The organism is Microcoleus sp. CAWBG58 (assembly GCF_020883045.1).
In the GTDB taxonomy this organism is placed as follows: domain Bacteria; phylum Cyanobacteriota; class Cyanobacteriia; order Cyanobacteriales; family Microcoleaceae; genus Microcoleus.
Genome location: NZ_JAHRFA010000122.1, coordinates 1 through 16,028, shown reverse-complemented (window position 1 = coordinate 16,028; position 16,028 = coordinate 1). Strand labels below are relative to the sequence as shown.

Sequence of the window (16,028 nt, the reverse complement as noted above, 5' to 3'; positions counted from 1 at the left end):
CAGCCCGCCACCTTCATGACAGTCAGTGGCAGTGCTATCCCAATACAGCCCACTTATTTCCTTGGGAAATTCCCGATCGGGTAGTCACAGATATCGATCGGTGGATTGAGAGTCACCCCCAAGCAGTGGGCAATTCCGAGTCTTGAGTTTTGAATTTTTCAGAAGCAATCAATCATCCAACCGTCTAGAGTTTTGAAGCTATATCGTTGGCGTTGGCATCCGAGTTAAACAGTGCGAGCGTCCCGAAGAGCGATCGGGGTTAGCTTGCATAGTATAATTCCGATATTACCGGATTTGAATTGACAACTCAAAACTCAAAATTCCTGCTGCTGCTACTGGCCGCTCAAAACAGGCAAAAACCCTCCCTCACCAAACTTTCCCAAATCATCTGCAACCGTCAAAGCAATAGGTTTGCAACGCTGAATGGAAACACTAAGACCTTCTGCACCTTCATTTTCTATATCTTCTACATATCCTCCTTTTGCCGATTCCGCCTCTTGAGCCGTCAAGAAGGGGCCAAAATAGTAAATGCACCGCGGCGCTGAAGTTTTCACTTCAACCCACCAAGCCAATCCGAAAAAGTTGAGCAAGCTAATCAAGAGTTCTTTCATCTGCTTTTCTTCTAATGTATTTAACGGTGTTTTCAGGGTGCTGCGGGCAACGCCTGCGCTTTTGTTATTTACGCGGCTTTAATGCTACAAAGAATCAATCCAAACCTATTTAAAGTTAATATCTAAATAGATTGGTGTCGATTTCCTGTTGGAAAGTAGGGAGAAGGCTCCTTCTACTTTCGCCTGTCCGTAAGGGCGGCCGATGTATTATTACTTGTTCAGAGTGTGCTACCGCTCAATATTTTGGCGGTAGTCGCATATTTTGCATCACCGTAGTTGCCGATCAATTGGGAATAACCAAAGTGCTTTATCCTCAGAGTTATCTGTTTGTTATGCAGTTGCGCTCTAATTTGAGTACATATTAGGTGTTTTCCCAGGTGAGATTCTACTCGGGATTTTGCTAGTGAGGTCTCAGTAGCTAGAGACACCGATAACCAGGCTTTAGCTACTTACATAAATTACTCTGTTGTGCTGTTTTTTTCAACCAATTTCACTATCCGTGGACGTGAAATTTTTTCGGCCCGCGCTGGCGGTAAATTTCGTATAAAGCCATTCCCGTTGCTACCGAGACATTCAGGCTAGGAGTCTTTCCCCTTAAAGGAATTGAAACTAATCCATCACATCCGCGCTGTATCAAAAGGCTCAAACCGTCAGCTTCACCGCCCACAACTAAAACAGTCGGCCCGGAGAAGTTGATTGTCTCTAATGAGTCACCCACGCCTGCTGCTGTGCCGTAAATCCAGAATCCAGCCTCTTTCAATTCTTCCAAGGCCCGGTTAAGATTCACAACCCTTGCCACTGGCAGGCTTTCCAATGCGCCGGCTGACACTTTTCTCACTGCCGAGGTAATCCCAACTGCCCGTCGCTGCGGAATCACCATCCCCTGAGCTCCCAATGCTTCTGCGGTGCGAATAATCGCCCCTAGATTGTGGGGATCGTTGAGTCCTTCGGCTACCACAATTACGGGATCTGCACAAGCAGCCTTAGCCTGTGCGATCAGTTCACTCAAATCCAGGTATTCGTAAGCTGATACTTGGGCGGCTACGCCTTGGTGGTTTGCCTTGCGCGTGATGTAGTCGAGGCGCAAATCGTCAACTTCGTCGATAATGCTGCCGTTGGCCTTGGCTTCGGTTAGCAAGCTGTGAAAGCGGGGATCGTAGCGCAGGTGCGGGACAACCCAAATTCGGTTCAGGACTTGGTTTGTTTCTAAAGCTGCTTGCACTGCATGGCGGCCGTAAATCATGTCATCTGTGTCTGCGTCTGGCTGCACGACTGTATTTGACTGCGTGTCTACCGGGCGAGTGTCTCTGTCTTTGTCTCTGTCTCGGAAATGGTTGCCGCGGAATTCCGGTGGGCTGCTGTCTCTGTCTCTGTTTTTGTCTCTGTCTTTGTAATAATTGCCCCGGGATTCCTGCGGGCTGCTGTCTCTGTTTCTGTCTCGGAAATTGTTGCGGGCTGGCTGTGGGCTGCCGTCTCTGTCTCGGAAATTGTTGCGGGCTGGCTGTGGGCTTCCGTCTCTGTCTCTGTCTCGGAAATTGTTGCGGGATTCCTGCGGGCTGCTGTCTCTGTCTTTGTATCTATCTCGGAAATTGCTGCGGGATTCCTGCGGGCTGCTGTCTCTGTCTCGGAAATTGTTGCGGGCTGGCCGCGGGCTGCTGTATCCGTCTTTGTCTCTGTCTCTGTCTGGGAAATTATTTCTGCCGGTGGGCGGTTGGCTGTCGGAATCGATTCTCCGTTTGAAAATTGCTCGCACGGGCATTTCTCGGGATTGGGGCGAAAAGGTCGATCGCTTTTGAGGGGCGTCGGTTCCGCGAGTCTCGGGACGGGGCTTGCGTTCAAACCGGGCAGAGGACGGCTGTGAGTCCTGACGGCGGCCTTCGCTGTTCCAGGGCTTGCTGTCGGAATTCGATCGCGAGGAGTTTGGTCTAGTAAATTTTCTCATTTGTTTGTTGTGGTCAACACGATTTTAGATTTTAGATTTGGGATTTAGGATTGAGGGAGCAATCTTAGGGCTTTGAGATTTTAGATGTTAGATTGAGGGAGCAAGGATTTTACTGCTGCTTAACTTGCTAACGTTCGACATATCAATCGTGTTTGTCTTGGCGAGCTTTTTGCTCTTTTACGCTAACCTTGCCAGAATTATCAATTAATTCCTCACCGCTTCTAAAATTTCAACGGCTAAATATTTTCAGTCTCAAGTTGTAAAAATCCCAAAATTTCGGTCAATCTTTCGGGGTCTGTCAGGTACAAATATCCAACCAGCGTTTCTAAGCTGGTGGCTTGTTGGTATATTTCTGGATCTGCTCGCTTAGAACGGCCCGATACGGCATTGCGGCCGCGCTTGACAATTGCTAATTCTGTACTGTTCAAGTAAGGAGAGATCGATCGCAAGTGACGCGCTTGAGTTTCTGCTCGTACTTGCCCCACCACCAATTCGTGATAAGCTTGCAATCTTCTCGGTGGCATTAAATACGAACTCCGAATGTAGAGTTCGTAAACTGCATCCCCCAAATATGCCCATGCTGCGGGCGAAATTCTTTCTATTTCTGCGGGTGTCGCCCTCGGAGGATGGATTCGATCTAAACCGAGTTCTGTCAGACTCAGCTTTGGGTTGTCATCGGCGATCGGCGACATACTTTTTTAATAAAATTTCCGCACAGCTTGATTTTTACATTCACTTAGGTTGTTCTGCATTCGTTCGCTGTCGCTAATAATAGCATCTTTTGTCTTTGAGCGTAACCACAATATGGAGATTTTCCAGTCAGCCAGGGAAACAGGAATGTTAGGTAAGTCACAATCGGCCTATTCCGAACGCATGAATATCCAAGAAAGCAGTTATTTTAGCTAATCTCCAGCGAGGTGGAAGGATTTTCGCAATAAAACCCAGTTTTGTACCTGGGGTGCGTAAGTTGTCTTAGTTTTTGGCACTTAAATCTGTGCGTTTTTTCTTATGCTTTAATCCTGCAATTCCTGCTAAGCCTAAAGCCGTACCTGCAACTGCGATCGGTTCGGGAACTGGTTGTGCAAAGTCATCCTCTGAAACCAACTCGTAATTAATAGAATCTGCTTGTGGTGGATAATATCTGTCCAAAAGATAATCTCGCACACCGTTACGTTCGCGAGATTGTCTCAAATAACTGAGCACAGTGCTGCCAAATACATTGCTGCTCAGACTCCAACTTAAACCAAATGAAATTTTGTCAATATGTCCTGCGTAATTGTCGCTTGGCAGAACTCTATTAACCCATGACTGGCTATTCAACCCGTTACTTACTAATCCATCCAAATGCAGTTGATTTTGACTGAAACGACCGTAATAATAGGAAACGTAGGATATAAATGAATTTGGCTCTCCTACTAAGTTCTGAAAAGTGGGATTTATGGTAGGGTCGCCTTCAATTGTTTCCCTCGTGTCATAATTGTATGTAGTTTGTTTGTAAAACAACTTGCCTTCGATTATAGGTTGCGATATCATGCCATCAAAAAAAGGATTTACTGCTGCACTTGCTGCCAGTTCGTCCAATTTTGACTGGTCTATTTTATTGATTTTGAAATACCCGTTAAACAGACGAGTATCAAAATTGTAGGTGAGAACTGCTGCCTGAACTTTTGGAACGATCGCGGTTAATGTCGCTGTGGAGGCGATGGCGATCGCTGCCAAATATTTTAAAAATGTTTGCCCTGACTTTCCACTCATAACTGTTCGTTTGTAATTGGGTTTTTTTGAGACTTTAAATCATATTTAGGGCTTGTTGAAAAAGTGTAGGTAGTCGAAAAATGAGGCTATACAGCTAAAAAAATAGTAGGTTTATTGCTAAATTTCCAAATTTATTCAGAAACTAACAAGGAAAGTACAAGGATTTTAAGCCTCTATAATCCTATAACTTGCTCTTGGGTAGAGCCAAGAAATCTTGAACCCCCTATATGGCAAGCTTTCTAGTTTTATTCAGCAAGCTCTATTTAATTGACTCTAAAACGCAATCACGAGGACACAACCCCTATGTGTCAACTGTCAAGTATCAATTTTTCAATAATATAAAAATTTGCTATCCAGCATCGATCGCCGGATAGCTAATTAAACCCACTGTAGCGTCAAGCATCCTTGACGTTTTTTACCGCCTCATCAACCGAAGGCTGCAAAGACAAAAATTTCTCTAAGCGAACCAGTTTAACAGTCTGAGTTACGCGGGGATTTGAGACAATTTGCAATGTCCCTTCCATGGTTTGGGCTTTCTTGACAAGTTGCACAAGTGCGCCCAAGCCGGAACTATCCACAAAATCTATCTGAGACAAGTCCAAAATTACGTGTTTTGGGCCCTCGTCAATACATTTGCTTAGTACCTTCCGAAAAGTGGCCTCAGAAAAAGCGTCCAGCAGGCCAGTCAAGCGAAATAACTGATGGTTATTCTTGACTTCGCGAGTGCCTCTGAGGCTAACGGTCAGGGTCAATGACTCAGGAATGACACCCTCCTAGCTAGGTATGGCTTAAAGTCGAGGCTTCATTATAGGAGTTTTTTGGTATTTTGTCTACAGTTTTTTGGTCATTAGTCATGGGGCATTGGTCATGGGGCATGGGGCATGGGGCATGGGGCATTGGTCATGGGGCATGGGGCATTGGTCATGGGGCATGGGGCATGGGGCATGGGGCATTGGTGATTGGTCATTGGGCATTGGTCATCAGTCATTGGTCATGTGTCCTAATGACTAATGACTATTGACTATTGACCAATGACTAAGCTGGTACTTTCTGATTGTCTCGCATTGACTGGACGAATCGATCGAACAAATAGTCAGCGTCGTGGGGGCCCGGACTGGCTTCTGGGTGGTACTGGACTGAGAACAGGGGCAAGGTTTTGTGCTTCAATCCGGCTACGGTGCGATCGTTCAAGTTGAGGTGAGTAATTTCTACTTCCGGGACTAGGGAATCAGGGTCGATCGCAAAACCGTGATTTTGGCTAGTAATTTCTACCTGCTGAGTTAAACCTGCCGGATGATTCAATCCCCGGTGGCCGAACTTCAGTTTAAAAGTTTCTGCACCTAAGGAAATGCCCAGAATCTGGTGTCCCATACAGATGCCGAACACAGGTTTGTCGGACTTCAACAAAGCTTTCGCCGTCGCGATCCCCTCCGTTACCGCCGAAGGATCTCCAGGCCCGTTGGACAGAAAAATGCCATCCGGGTTGTATTTGAGAATTGCCTCGGCTGACGTGTCGGCGGGTACAACAATTACCCGACAGCCGTAACTCGCCAAACGGCGCAGGATGTTGCGCTTAACCCCAAAGTCTAGGGCTACCACCGTCCACATTTCGCCGCTATCCGGCTTAACTGTCGGACTGAACTCCCATACGGCATCTGTAGCTTCAGACCACTCGTAAACCTCGCGGGTGGTTACTTCCTTCACCAGATTCAGCCCGGCCATGCTGGGGGCGTCTTGGACTTGCTCCAAAAGCTCCGCCTGGTCGAGAATTACCGTCGAAATGCCGCCGTTAATGGCTCCCACGGTGCGAATTTTGCGAGTCAGGGCGCGGGTATCGATGCCGTAAATACCTGGGATGTCGTACTGTTTTAGGTAGTCTTGCAGGGATTGCGAGCAGCGCCAGTTGCTGGGTCGGCTGCATACGTTACGGGCGATCGCACCTCGAATTTGCGGCCGTGCAGATTCTTCATCTTCGAGATTTACCCCGGTATTGCCCAATTCTGGATAAGTAAAAGTGACAATTTGACCGCAATAGCTCGGATCGGTCAAAACTTCTTGATAGCCCGTCATTCCCGTGTTGAATACGACCTCGCCGACGACGGTGGCGTCAGCGCCAAAAGACCAGCCGCGGTAAGCAGTACCGTCAGCTAGGACTAGGAGAGCGGGTTGTGCAGTTGAAAGTGACATGGCATCCTTAATTACAGTCGTTTGGTTAATTCTTACCACTGCCTGGGATTTGATGCTAGCCGGCAATATACAGATATTATTGGAATTTGTGCCAGCCGAGGCAGAATGTGTTGGTGCCGGAGTCCAGGGTTGTCTATGCCAAAAGGCAGTTGTCGTTGTTACGATCGACCTAAACTGTTTCATCAAATTACGATCGGTCAATCTCCCTTACCTTTATCTTCCAATTCAATGAAGTCTCTGCCGAACCCTCAAAACCTGCGAAAACCTTTACTGGCTTTTACAGCAGTTATTTCTCTGAGCAGCTCAATTTTACTTGATACCGCCGTCTACTCTTCGCGAGCGACAGCTCAAGAGAGCGAGGGATGCTTTATGCGGAACTCCAGCGGCCAAACTGTCAGCTTGAGTCGATCGGTATGCGGTTTTGCCCCTCAAGAATCAACTCCACCCACTGCACCTGCTTCACCTGCTGCGCCTGCTGCGCCTGCTGCGCCTGCTTCGCCTGATACCAAGTCGGGAGTGTTTCTAGTCAAAATTAAACGCCGAGAAGCTAATATCCCAGTCATAGAAGTCACCTTTAACGGCAAACAAAAGTTTGAGATGATGGTAGATTCGGGAGCCAGTCGCACCGTCATTACACCAGCAATGGCTACCGCTTTGGGGATAGTTCCTAAAGGAACCGTGCAAGCAAAAACTCCGAACGGAGAGGCTACTTTTTCTCTCGGCAGTCTTACTTCAATTGAAGCTGGCGGTTTGGCGATTAATAATATAGTTGTACCCATCTCCCCAGCACTAGAAATTGGGCTGCTCGGTCACGATTTTTTTGGTAATAAAGATGTGACTATTAAGCAAGATGTGATTGAATTTCGCACGCGAGTGTGAAGGAAGAAGGAAGAAGAAAGAAGGAAGAAGGAAGTTCGGCAATGAGCAATGGAGAGCATCCCGTTTTTGTAGGGCGAAGCATTCGCGCTAACAATCTCTCCTATAGTCGATAACATACAGGCGCGAATGCTTCGCCCTTGCGGATATGTTTGCACAATCGGGATGCTCCCTGAGCAATGTGCGGGATTTAACGGATGTAACAGATAGAATTCTCGATTACCAAAAAGAGCAATGTGCGGGATTTGACGGATGTAATGGATAGAATTCCCGATGGTTGCATCTGGTGGGTGCATCTCATTCTGGCAAGGGCGAAGCATTTCGGCACATAATTTATGAGTGATAATCAGAGATTTACTGCCGAAATGCGATACCCCTACGAGTATATTTTCATTCATGAGATGCACCCTGCTAATATCCTTCAATACCTGTTAAATCTCACACATCGATCGCACTGCGGAACTTATTTACTCAACGCAAAAACTCCACCAACTGCTGCAACTTCAACCAAGATTCACCACTCGATAAAATCTCCTTGGCCAAACTAACTCCTGCTGCGTGGGAACCGATCGGAATTACACCTCCCACCTGAAAAGCCAAAGACGCATTCAAAGCAACAACATCCATTTGTGCTGCTGTACCTTTGCCTTGCAACACGTTGCTCAAAATCTCGGCGTTTTCCTCAACATTTCCGCCTTTTAACGAGCCGATCGCACTTGGCGTCAATCCTACCTGTTCCGGGTGTAAACTCGTCAGTTCAACCTGGCCGCCCGACAAAACCGCCAAATCCGTCACATCACCCAAACCCGCCTCATCCAACTTTTCTCGGCCGTGAACGACTATCGCCAACTCAGTTCCCAACTCGCCCAAAGCTTGGGCAATAGTTGATACCAGACTGGGATCGAACACCCCAATTACCTGCCCTGTAGGGCGCATAGGATTGACGAGCGGCCCTAAAAGGTTAAAAACAGTCCGCACCTTCAAAGTGCGCCGCAGCGACGCTACAGCCTTAAGTGCGGGATGCCACCCAGGCGCAAATAAAAAGGTGATTCCTACTTCGTCCACAGCGGCTTTTACCTTCGCAGGATCGGCGCCCAGGTTGACTCCGAGTGCTTCCAACACGTCAGCCGAACCGACTTTGCTGGATGCCGATCGATTTCCGTGTTTGGCGACTCGAACTTTTCCCGCAGCAGCCACAAAGGCTACAGCAGTGGAAATGTTAAATGTGGACGCACCATCGCCGCCGGTGCCGCAAGTATCAATTAATTTGAGATTCGAGATGGGAGATTGGCGATCGACAATGCTCTGGGACTCGCCCGTCAGGGACTGAGACTGCAATACCTGAGCCATTCCTGCTAATTCTGAGGCCGAGATGCCTTTGGCTTGGAGGGCTGCTAAAATGGCTCCTGAAAGCACGGGGGGTATGGCTTCTGCCAGCCATCCCTGCATTAAGTCGGTGGCTTGGGCGTGGGAGAGAGATTGTCTGTCTAACAGTTGTTGCAGCAGGGCTGGCCACAGGGGAGAGTCCGCTGTCAAAGTTGAAGCTGCGGATATATCTGCTGTTGTAAGTACGGGAGAATCAGTCATGTAGCGACGATGAATTGTTTGCTGGGTGGGCTTTTTGATGTCGGGCATGGGCCGAGTGTCGATCGGGATTTTACCAGAGTTGCTGCCGACATTTGGCGCGCCCTGACCCAAATTTTTGCCGAAATGACAGCATGGCTACAGAATTTATTCCAAGAAACTAACTCAATATGAATTTTTTGATACAACAATGCTCCCTCGGATTGTGACAATTTTAGACAAGGGCCTCATCTACTAAAGAGCGATCGACCGTCAGCTATATAATCTGCCAGCAAAAATCAAGGGTAACTGGCAGCATTGGTGGCCAGCATTCAGCTAGAGTGGCGGATTGCTTGCAGCAAGTTAGCCAGCCGATCGGGCGATCTTCTAAAAAAATCAGCAGTTGGTACTGTACTTTGGAGCGATCGTTGTCAAAGTCACTGCCGAAACAGGAAAAAACAGTTTACAGCTAATTTCAGCCTGTACTACTATTCCTCAACTATTCAGGAAGCTTTTAACAGGCGAGGGGAGCATCGAGCGATCGCAACTTTCAGCAGATTGGTTGGCAAATCCGATTGCGACAGTCATTTGTCGCTCAAAATAAAATAGACCCTATCGGTTAAACTTTCCTAACTCTACTAACAACTAACGGCGCAGTAGGTCACTAACCCCAGCCTGAAGGCATGGGGCTTGAAAGAGGGAGACTCACCACCTTCACAAATTCGAGACTAAAAAAGTGTCTAGCCTGTGTCAAAAAGACAAACTGAACTGTTTGGGAGTGGTATCCCGCAAGATGTTAAGAATGCCACCGCAGCGTTTTTAACCAACTCGCTCCAGTCAGTGGCTAGTGGGAAATATATACCTATAAATAGGACTTACCGTAAATGTTTGTACCCGTTGTTAACAGTGAAAATAGACCGTTAATGCCGACTACCCCAAGCCGCGCCAAGCGCTGGGTTAAGTCGGGGGTGGCAACACCATTCTGGAAAAAAGGAGTATTTTGTGTCCGACTCAACGTAGAGCCTTCAAACTACAACTATCAGCCCATTGCGGTAGGAATCGATCCGGGTAGCAAGCGCGAAGGATTTACCGTTAAATCTAAATCGCACACTTACTTAAACATCCAAACTCATGCCGTTGATTGGGCAAAAGACCATGTAGAAGTCAAGCGCAATATGCGACGTACTCGAAGGTTTCGCAATACACCGTGCCGTCAAAATCGAACCAATAGGTTGGCTAACAAAAATCGGATTCCCCCATCTACTAAGGCACGGTGGCAGTGGAAATTAAGGATGGTTAACTGGCTGACTTCTATGTTTTACGTATCAGCTTTTGTTGTAGAGGACATCAAAGCTCGTACCTGGAAAAATGGACACAAGTGGAATGTATCGTTTAGCCCTCTAGAAGTGGGCAAACACTGGTTCTATTCTGAACTTAGAAAGCTCGCCCATCTTGAGATTAGATCGGGAAACGATACTTATGAGCTACGTCAAAGTTTAGGACTCAAAAAATCCAAACAGAAGCTATCGAAGAAGTTTGAGGCTCACTGCATTGATTCTTGGGTATTAGCTAATTGGTATATAGGGGGACACATTCAACCTGACAATACCAAGCTAATAGAAGTAATCCCTATGGAGTTTCATCGCAGGCAACTCCATCGTTTGCAGCATTCTACAGGTCATATCCGCTCTCGGTACGGTGGCACTTTAAGTGCGGGGTTTAAGCGTGGTTCGATCGTTAAACATCCTAAATATGGGTTCTGTTATGTTGGCGGATGGCAAGAATCTCCTACAAAGAAAGAACCACACCGAAAAACAATTAGCTTGCACGAGTTAAAAACTGGCAAGCGTCTAACCCAAAACGCATTACCCGCAGATTGTAAGTTTTTGGCTTACAACTCGTGGCGCATTGCAAACATTGTAAAGCCGTCCTAGAAGGACGGGGTTTCAAACCAATTTTTCTGATGAAGTCAATAAATACAGCAGTGTCCGGAGAATCTCAGACTCTAGCCGCTCTCGCTGGGAGCGAATACACATATTCTCTAGGGACACAACGTTGTGTTGTGTCCTGATATGTGTTGCAAGCAATTAAGGGTTGACAGCAACGATCGCAAGGCTTGGCGGTGGATTTATCGACGTGGCGATCCAGCATCTCTACTACTAACAGACAGTCAAAAATATTGAATCTTTCACAAAAACACACCAGGGTATTCAAAAATGGCACACCAAAAATTAGCAAACAAAACGAACGACTGTAAATTAGAAAATAAAAGGATAGAATGCCTGAATATAGAGGAGGCACTGCACCAAATGGAAGCAAAATATCAGAGTATGTTTGAAAATGCTGTTTCCGGCATTTTCCAAACAACCCATGACGGTCGCTACATCAGCGCTAACCCAGCTTTGGCTCGCATCTACGGATATAATTCTGCCGAAGAATTGATGGACAGTCTGACTAATATTAGCGATCAGCTTTACGTCAATCCCGATCGCCGCAATGATTTTATTTCTGCTTTACAAGCAAAAGGCATCGTGTCAGATTTTGAGTCGCAGATTTATCGCAGAGATGGAACAGTAATTTGGATCGCGGAAAATGCCCGCGCAGTCCGCAACCCAGGCGGTCAATTGCTCTACTACGAAGGTTTTGTCGAAGATATTACCCAGCGCAAAAATGCCGAATCTAGGCTTAGAGAAAGTGAAGAACGCCTGCGAATGGTAATAGAAGGTGTTAAAGATTATGCTATATTCATGCTAGATACTAAGGGGTATGTAGCAAGCTGGAATTCGGGAGCCAAAAGAATTTTGGGGTATGAATCTAGCGAAATAGTTGGGAAAAATTCTGAATGCTTTTATACGCATGAAGATATTGCAATTGGCAAACCCCAAGAAAAATTAATCACAGCTAGCGAAAGAGGTAGATATCAAAGTGAAGGCTACCGGTTCCGCCAAAATGGCTCCCGATTTTGGGCGAAGATTATTGTGACTCCTTTGCGGGATGAAAGCGGAGAGTTACAGGGCTTTTCTCAAGTAATGCAGGACATTACTACGCAAAAGCAGGCTGGAGAAGAAAGAATGCAGTTGATTGCTTCTTTGCAAGCTTCAGAAAAAAAGTTTCGCACTCTGTACGAATCGACGACAGATGCGGTAATGCTGCTAGACGAAAAGAGTTTTTTAGATTGCAATCCGGCTACTTTAACTTTATTTGGATGCAGCAGTGAATCGGAGTTTTGTGGCAAGCATCCTTCGGAATTTAGCCCGCGGCTGCAACCGAACGGGCAAGATTCTATGAGTCTTTCTCTAGAGCGAATTAATACGGCTATGGAAACAGGAAATAGTCGTTTTGACTGGGTACACTGCCGTTTGGACGGTTCAGAGTTTCCGGCGGAAGTGCTGTTAACTTCTATGGATATCGGCGGCAAAATGCGGCTGCAAGCCGTGGTGCGCGATATCACTTATCGGGTGGAGGCAGAGGTTGCTCTGAAGCAGGCTAACGAGGTATTGGAATGCCGGGTTAAAGAGCGGACAAGTCAGTTGGAAGAAGCTATTAAAAGGTTGAGTTTGTCGGAGGAAAAGTTTTCTAAGGCTTTTCGATCGAGTCCAGATCCAATGACTATTACTACTTTTGCTGAGGGTCGTTTTATAGAAGCTAATGATAGTTTTTTATCGATAACTGGTTACAGTTTAGAAGAAATGACCTGCAATACAGTAGCGGGATTAAATATTTGGGTAAAGCCTCAAAACAGACTTGATTTTAGGCAATTGCTGCAAGTACAGGGTGTTGTTCGCAACGCCGAATGCGAATTTCGGGTGAAGTCGGGATCGGTGGTGGTGTGTTTGGTGTCAGCCGAATTGATTCATTTGGAGGGGGAACTCTGCGTGCTCGTGGTGATGACAGATATTACCGATCGCAAACACGCAGAAGAAGCCCTGCGGGAAAGCCAGCGCGCCTTGTCTACCCTAATGAGCAATTTGCCGGGGATGGCCTACCGCTTTCGCAACGATGCCGATCGCAGTATGGAGTTTGTCAGCGAAGGCTGCTATCAATTATCCGGCTATTCTCCCGAAGAATTTATCGGCACCCGGCAAGTTTCTCTCTCGGAATTGACTCACCCGGACGATCGCGAAATCTTCTGTAATGCCGTAGAAATTGCCCTGCGAGAAAATCGACCATATCAGTTAAACTACCGCATAACTTCTAAAAACGGCGAATTAAAATGGGTTTGGGAGCAAGGTTTGGGAGTATATTCCGACTCAGGCGAATTGCTCGCCTTGGAAGGGTTAATTACTGATATTTCCGAACAAAAACGCAGCGAGGAAGCTTTGCTGCGATCGCAAACCGAGTTAACCCAGCAAAAACTTCAGCTCGAATATACTTTACAGGAATTGCAGCAAACTCAAGCAGTATTAATTCACACCGAGAAAATGTCTACCCTCGGTCAAATGGTAGCCGGTGTTGCTCACGAAATTAACAATCCCGTTAGTAGCGTTTGCGGCAATCTCGTCCACATAGGTCACTATACCGAAGATTTGCTGAATTTGATCGAGATGTATCAGGAACACTGCCCGCAGCCGCCGGCATCAATTCAACAGAAAATTGAGGATATCGAGCTAGATTTTCTCTTGGAAGATTTGCCAAAAGCTATCTCTTCGATGCAGATTGGAGCCGATCGCATTCGGGAAATTGTGCGATCGCTCAGAAATTTCTCTCGCAAAGACGATTCTCAAATGACCAAGGTTAATCTACACGAAGGCATTGAAGGGACGCTGTTAATCCTGCAAAGCCGCCTGAGAGCCCGAGACAACTATCCCGAAATAGCCGTAATTAAAGAATATGGCAACTTGCCTTTAGTTGAGTGCTATTCCGGTAAAATCAATCAGGTGTTTATGAATTTGATCGGAAATGCGATCGACGCGATCGAGGAATACAACGCAGGGCGATCGGCTCTCGAAGCCAAAGCTAACCGCAGCAAGATTAAAATTAAGACGGAAGTCCAAAACTCCAATGCTGTAATTCGGGTTTCTGACAACGGCCCCGGTATGCCCAAAGAAGTTTGCCAGCAGTTATTCGAGGCCTTTTTTACCACCAAACCCGCAGGCAAAGGCACCGGTTTAGGCCTGTCCATTTCCTACAAAGTCCTCCAAGAGCACGGCGGAATGCTGACTTGCGTGTCTGCACCGGGCCAAGGAGCCGAATTTATCATCGAAATGCCGATCGAGCAAATTAGTGTGTAAGAAGCCCCGGCGATTAGAAAGAGACTGTTGGCGAATGTCTGAGGGGTGAAACCCCTCAGGCATCGCCGTAGAGAATAGGCAGAATGATTATGTAATCACGCACCGCATTAAATAATCTATTATGACTCTTCACCCCCGCAACTGGTCATCGATTCCAGAAATGACAGCAACTGTTGCACGAACCTCCTTTCCCAAAGGAAATCCATATATGAAAATGCGGGACGAATTAGGAGTGTTGTACGAAGATACTGACTTTATCACCTTGTTTCGAGCCGACTGTGGTCAAAGTGCATTATCACCTGGACAATTAGCATTAATCAGTGTGATGCAATTTGCCGAGGGATTGACTGACCGACAAGCAGCAGAAGCGGTGAGAAGTCGTATAGATTGGAAGTATGCTTTGGGGCTAGAAATTACTGATAGTGGCTTCGATTATTCAGTTTTAAGCGAGGGTCGAAGTCGGTTAATTGCTGCGGGACGTGAAAGTCAATTACTCGATCAAATGCTAGCACATTTTATCGATCGGGGATGGCTAAAAGCCAGAGGGAAAGCCAGAACTGACTCAACTCACGTAATCGGAGCCATCCGCTTTCAGGAACCGCCTAGAATGCGTTGGAGAAACTTTACGTCATGCTTTAAATCAGCTAGCCACCGTGGCGGATGAATGGTTATTAACAGTAGTCAATCCGGATTGGTCTGAGCGTTATGGCACGAGATTTGAGCAGTATCGATTGCCTTCATCTGAAACCGAAAAACAAAGCTTGCTATTGACAATTGGCTGTGATGGTCATCACTTATTGTCAGCTTTGTATCACCCCTTGAGTCCTGAATGGTTGCGTCAGCTCAAAGCGGTAGAAATTTTACGCTGTGTGTGGATACAGCAATATGGGGTATCGTCCGGCAAGGTTTATTGGCGAGAAGCCGATGATTTACCACCCCACAAGCAGTTAATTATATCCCCTTATGATATTGAGGCTCGCAATCGGACAAAAAGAGATACCAATTGGACGGGTTATGCAGTACATCTTACAGAAACTTGCGATCGAGATTTACCTCATTTGATTACCAATGTGGAAACAACACCTGCAAGTATTGGAGATGTTGAAATGACTCAGGTGATTCATCAATCTTTAGCTGATAAACACTTGTTGCCACAAGAACATCTTGTCGATACTGCTTATGTTGATGCTCAACACTTACTCACAAGTGAAACAGAATTAGGTATCGAGCTCGTTGGTCGAGTACCCTCTGACTCTAGCTGGCAAGAAAAAGCGCAGCAAGGCTTCGATCTTTCTTGTTTTACCGTTGATTGGGAGCATCAGCAGGCTATTTGTCCGCAAGGTAAGGTCAGCAAATCCTGGCATCCACGCTCGGATAATTATGGCAATCCGACTATTCAAGTACGTTTTCGTCGGCCCGATTGCGCTGCTTGTCCTGTTCGTTCTCAATGTACTCACTCGCCAGCAAGCGCCCGTGTTTTGACTCTTAGGCCTCAACCTCTTTATGAGGCTTTAGCCAAGGGTAGGGCTAGACAACATACCGAAGATTTTAAGCAGCGTTATGCTCTCAGGGCTGGCGTTGAAAGTTCCTTGTCTCAAGGAATTCGTGTTTTTGGTTTGCGCGACGCTCGTTACATGGGTCTTGCCAAAACTCGTCTGCAACATATTGTGACTGCTGCTGCGATGAATTTGTCTAGAATGTGGGCTTTTTGGCGCGACATTCCGATTGGTAAGACTCGTAAGCTGTTGTGCATTTAAAACGCATATTGTATAATACAATATAACCATCTTTATAAAAAGTCAATGCCTAGCAAGAAATTCCTGAGTTCCGAGACAAGAGAAACTCTTCAACAAGTATTAAAGG

At 46.5% G+C, this 16,028-nt stretch carries 13 protein-coding genes and 1 pseudogene; 7 read left to right on the top strand and 7 right to left on the bottom strand.

Annotated features, from left to right (window positions below):
- On the top strand, positions 1–146 hold a 146-nt coding region (locus QZ918_RS30965), incomplete at its 5' end, for an alpha/beta fold hydrolase (RefSeq protein ID WP_367275473.1).
- A gap of 186 nt (positions 147–332) precedes the next feature.
- Here QZ918_RS30965 and QZ918_RS30960 read toward each other — a convergent pair.
- The 6 genes from QZ918_RS30960 to carA form a co-directional block, all read right to left on the bottom strand.
- Positions 333–611, bottom strand: coding sequence for a DUF1816 domain-containing protein (locus tag QZ918_RS30960; protein WP_293342407.1), 279 nt, complete (start codon positions 609–611; stop codon positions 333–335).
- A 493-nt stretch (positions 612–1,104) separates the two neighbouring features.
- Positions 1,105–2,553 (bottom strand): 23S rRNA (guanosine(2251)-2'-O)-methyltransferase RlmB, encoded by a 1,449-nt coding sequence (rlmB, locus tag QZ918_RS30955; RefSeq protein WP_293342404.1) that lies wholly within the window; start codon positions 2,551–2,553, stop codon positions 1,105–1,107.
- 236 nt (positions 2,554–2,789) lie between these two features.
- Complete coding sequence (locus tag QZ918_RS30950) at positions 2,790–3,245, bottom strand: Mini-ribonuclease 3 (protein ID WP_293342401.1); 456 nt, start codon at positions 3,243–3,245, stop codon at positions 2,790–2,792.
- Between the two features lie 280 nt (positions 3,246–3,525).
- Positions 3,526–4,308 (bottom strand): PEP-CTERM sorting domain-containing protein, encoded by a 783-nt coding sequence (locus tag QZ918_RS30945; RefSeq protein ID WP_293342398.1) that lies wholly within the window; start codon positions 4,306–4,308, stop codon positions 3,526–3,528.
- A gap of 395 nt (positions 4,309–4,703) precedes the next feature.
- Positions 4,704–5,060, bottom strand: coding sequence for an STAS domain-containing protein (locus QZ918_RS30940; RefSeq protein WP_293155451.1), 357 nt, complete (start codon positions 5,058–5,060; stop codon positions 4,704–4,706).
- A 283-nt stretch (positions 5,061–5,343) separates the two neighbouring features.
- Positions 5,344–6,495, bottom strand: coding sequence for a glutamine-hydrolyzing carbamoyl-phosphate synthase small subunit (carA, locus tag QZ918_RS30935; RefSeq protein ID WP_293342395.1), 1,152 nt, complete (start codon positions 6,493–6,495; stop codon positions 5,344–5,346).
- A 135-nt stretch (positions 6,496–6,630) separates the two neighbouring features.
- Here carA and QZ918_RS30930 point away from each other — a divergent pair, with 135 nt between their 5' ends.
- Positions 6,631–7,374: a retropepsin-like aspartic protease family protein gene (locus tag QZ918_RS30930; RefSeq protein ID WP_293342392.1), complete on the top strand. Its 744-nt coding sequence runs from the start codon at positions 6,631–6,633 to the stop codon at positions 7,372–7,374.
- Positions 7,375–7,842: 468 nt separating this feature from the next.
- Here the strand turns inward: QZ918_RS30930 and trpD are convergent, their stop codons facing one another.
- Positions 7,843–8,958, bottom strand: coding sequence for an anthranilate phosphoribosyltransferase (gene trpD, locus QZ918_RS30925; RefSeq protein ID WP_293342410.1), 1,116 nt, complete (start codon positions 8,956–8,958; stop codon positions 7,843–7,845).
- Between the two features lie 294 nt (positions 8,959–9,252).
- On the opposite strand from trpD, the gene QZ918_RS30920 reads away from it, so the two are divergent.
- The 5 genes and pseudogenes from QZ918_RS30920 (at position 9,253) to QZ918_RS30900 (ending at position 15,922) form a co-directional block, all read left to right on the top strand.
- Entirely contained in the window at positions 9,253–9,543 is a 291-nt protein-coding gene (locus tag QZ918_RS30920) for a hypothetical protein (RefSeq protein ID WP_293342389.1), read from the top strand.
- 275 nt (positions 9,544–9,818) lie between these two features.
- Positions 9,819–10,868: an RRXRR domain-containing protein gene (locus QZ918_RS30915; protein ID WP_293342387.1), complete on the top strand. Its 1,050-nt coding sequence runs from the start codon at positions 9,819–9,821 to the stop codon at positions 10,866–10,868.
- A 123-nt stretch (positions 10,869–10,991) separates the two neighbouring features.
- Entirely contained in the window at positions 10,992–11,117 is a 126-nt protein-coding gene (locus QZ918_RS30910; RefSeq protein WP_293342385.1) for a hypothetical protein, read from the top strand.
- 33 nt (positions 11,118–11,150) lie between these two features.
- Positions 11,151–14,165, top strand: a complete 3,015-nt coding sequence (locus QZ918_RS30905; RefSeq protein ID WP_293342382.1) for a PAS domain-containing sensor histidine kinase — start codon at positions 11,151–11,153, stop codon at positions 14,163–14,165.
- 121 nt (positions 14,166–14,286) lie between these two features.
- Positions 14,287–15,922: pseudogene (locus tag QZ918_RS30900) on the top strand (IS1182 family transposase).
- The last annotated feature ends 106 nt before the right edge of the window (positions 15,923–16,028 follow it).

What these genes read in the sequence shown, in the direction of transcription:
- QZ918_RS30960 (WP_293342407.1), bottom strand. Translation starts at nt 611, where the DNA reads ATGAAAGAACTCTTGATTAGCTTGCTCAACTTTTTCGGATTGGCTTGG.
- rlmB (WP_293342404.1), bottom strand. Translation starts at nt 2,553, where the DNA reads ATGAGAAAATTTACTAGACCAAACTCCTCGCGATCGAATTCCGACAGC.
- QZ918_RS30950 (WP_293342401.1), bottom strand. Translation starts at nt 3,245, where the DNA reads ATGTCGCCGATCGCCGATGACAACCCAAAGCTGAGTCTGACAGAACTC.
- QZ918_RS30945 (WP_293342398.1), bottom strand. Translation starts at nt 4,308, where the DNA reads ATGAGTGGAAAGTCAGGGCAAACATTTTTAAAATATTTGGCAGCGATC.
- carA (WP_293342395.1), bottom strand. Translation starts at nt 6,495, where the DNA reads ATGTCACTTTCAACTGCACAACCCGCTCTCCTAGTCCTAGCTGACGGT.
- QZ918_RS30930 (WP_293342392.1), top strand. Translation starts at nt 6,631, where the DNA reads ATGCCAAAAGGCAGTTGTCGTTGTTACGATCGACCTAAACTGTTTCAT.
- trpD (WP_293342410.1), bottom strand. Translation starts at nt 8,958, where the DNA reads ATGACTGATTCTCCCGTACTTACAACAGCAGATATATCCGCAGCTTCA.
- QZ918_RS30915 (WP_293342387.1), top strand. Translation starts at nt 9,819, where the DNA reads ATGTTTGTACCCGTTGTTAACAGTGAAAATAGACCGTTAATGCCGACT.
- QZ918_RS30905 (WP_293342382.1), top strand. Translation starts at nt 11,151, where the DNA reads ATGGCACACCAAAAATTAGCAAACAAAACGAACGACTGTAAATTAGAA.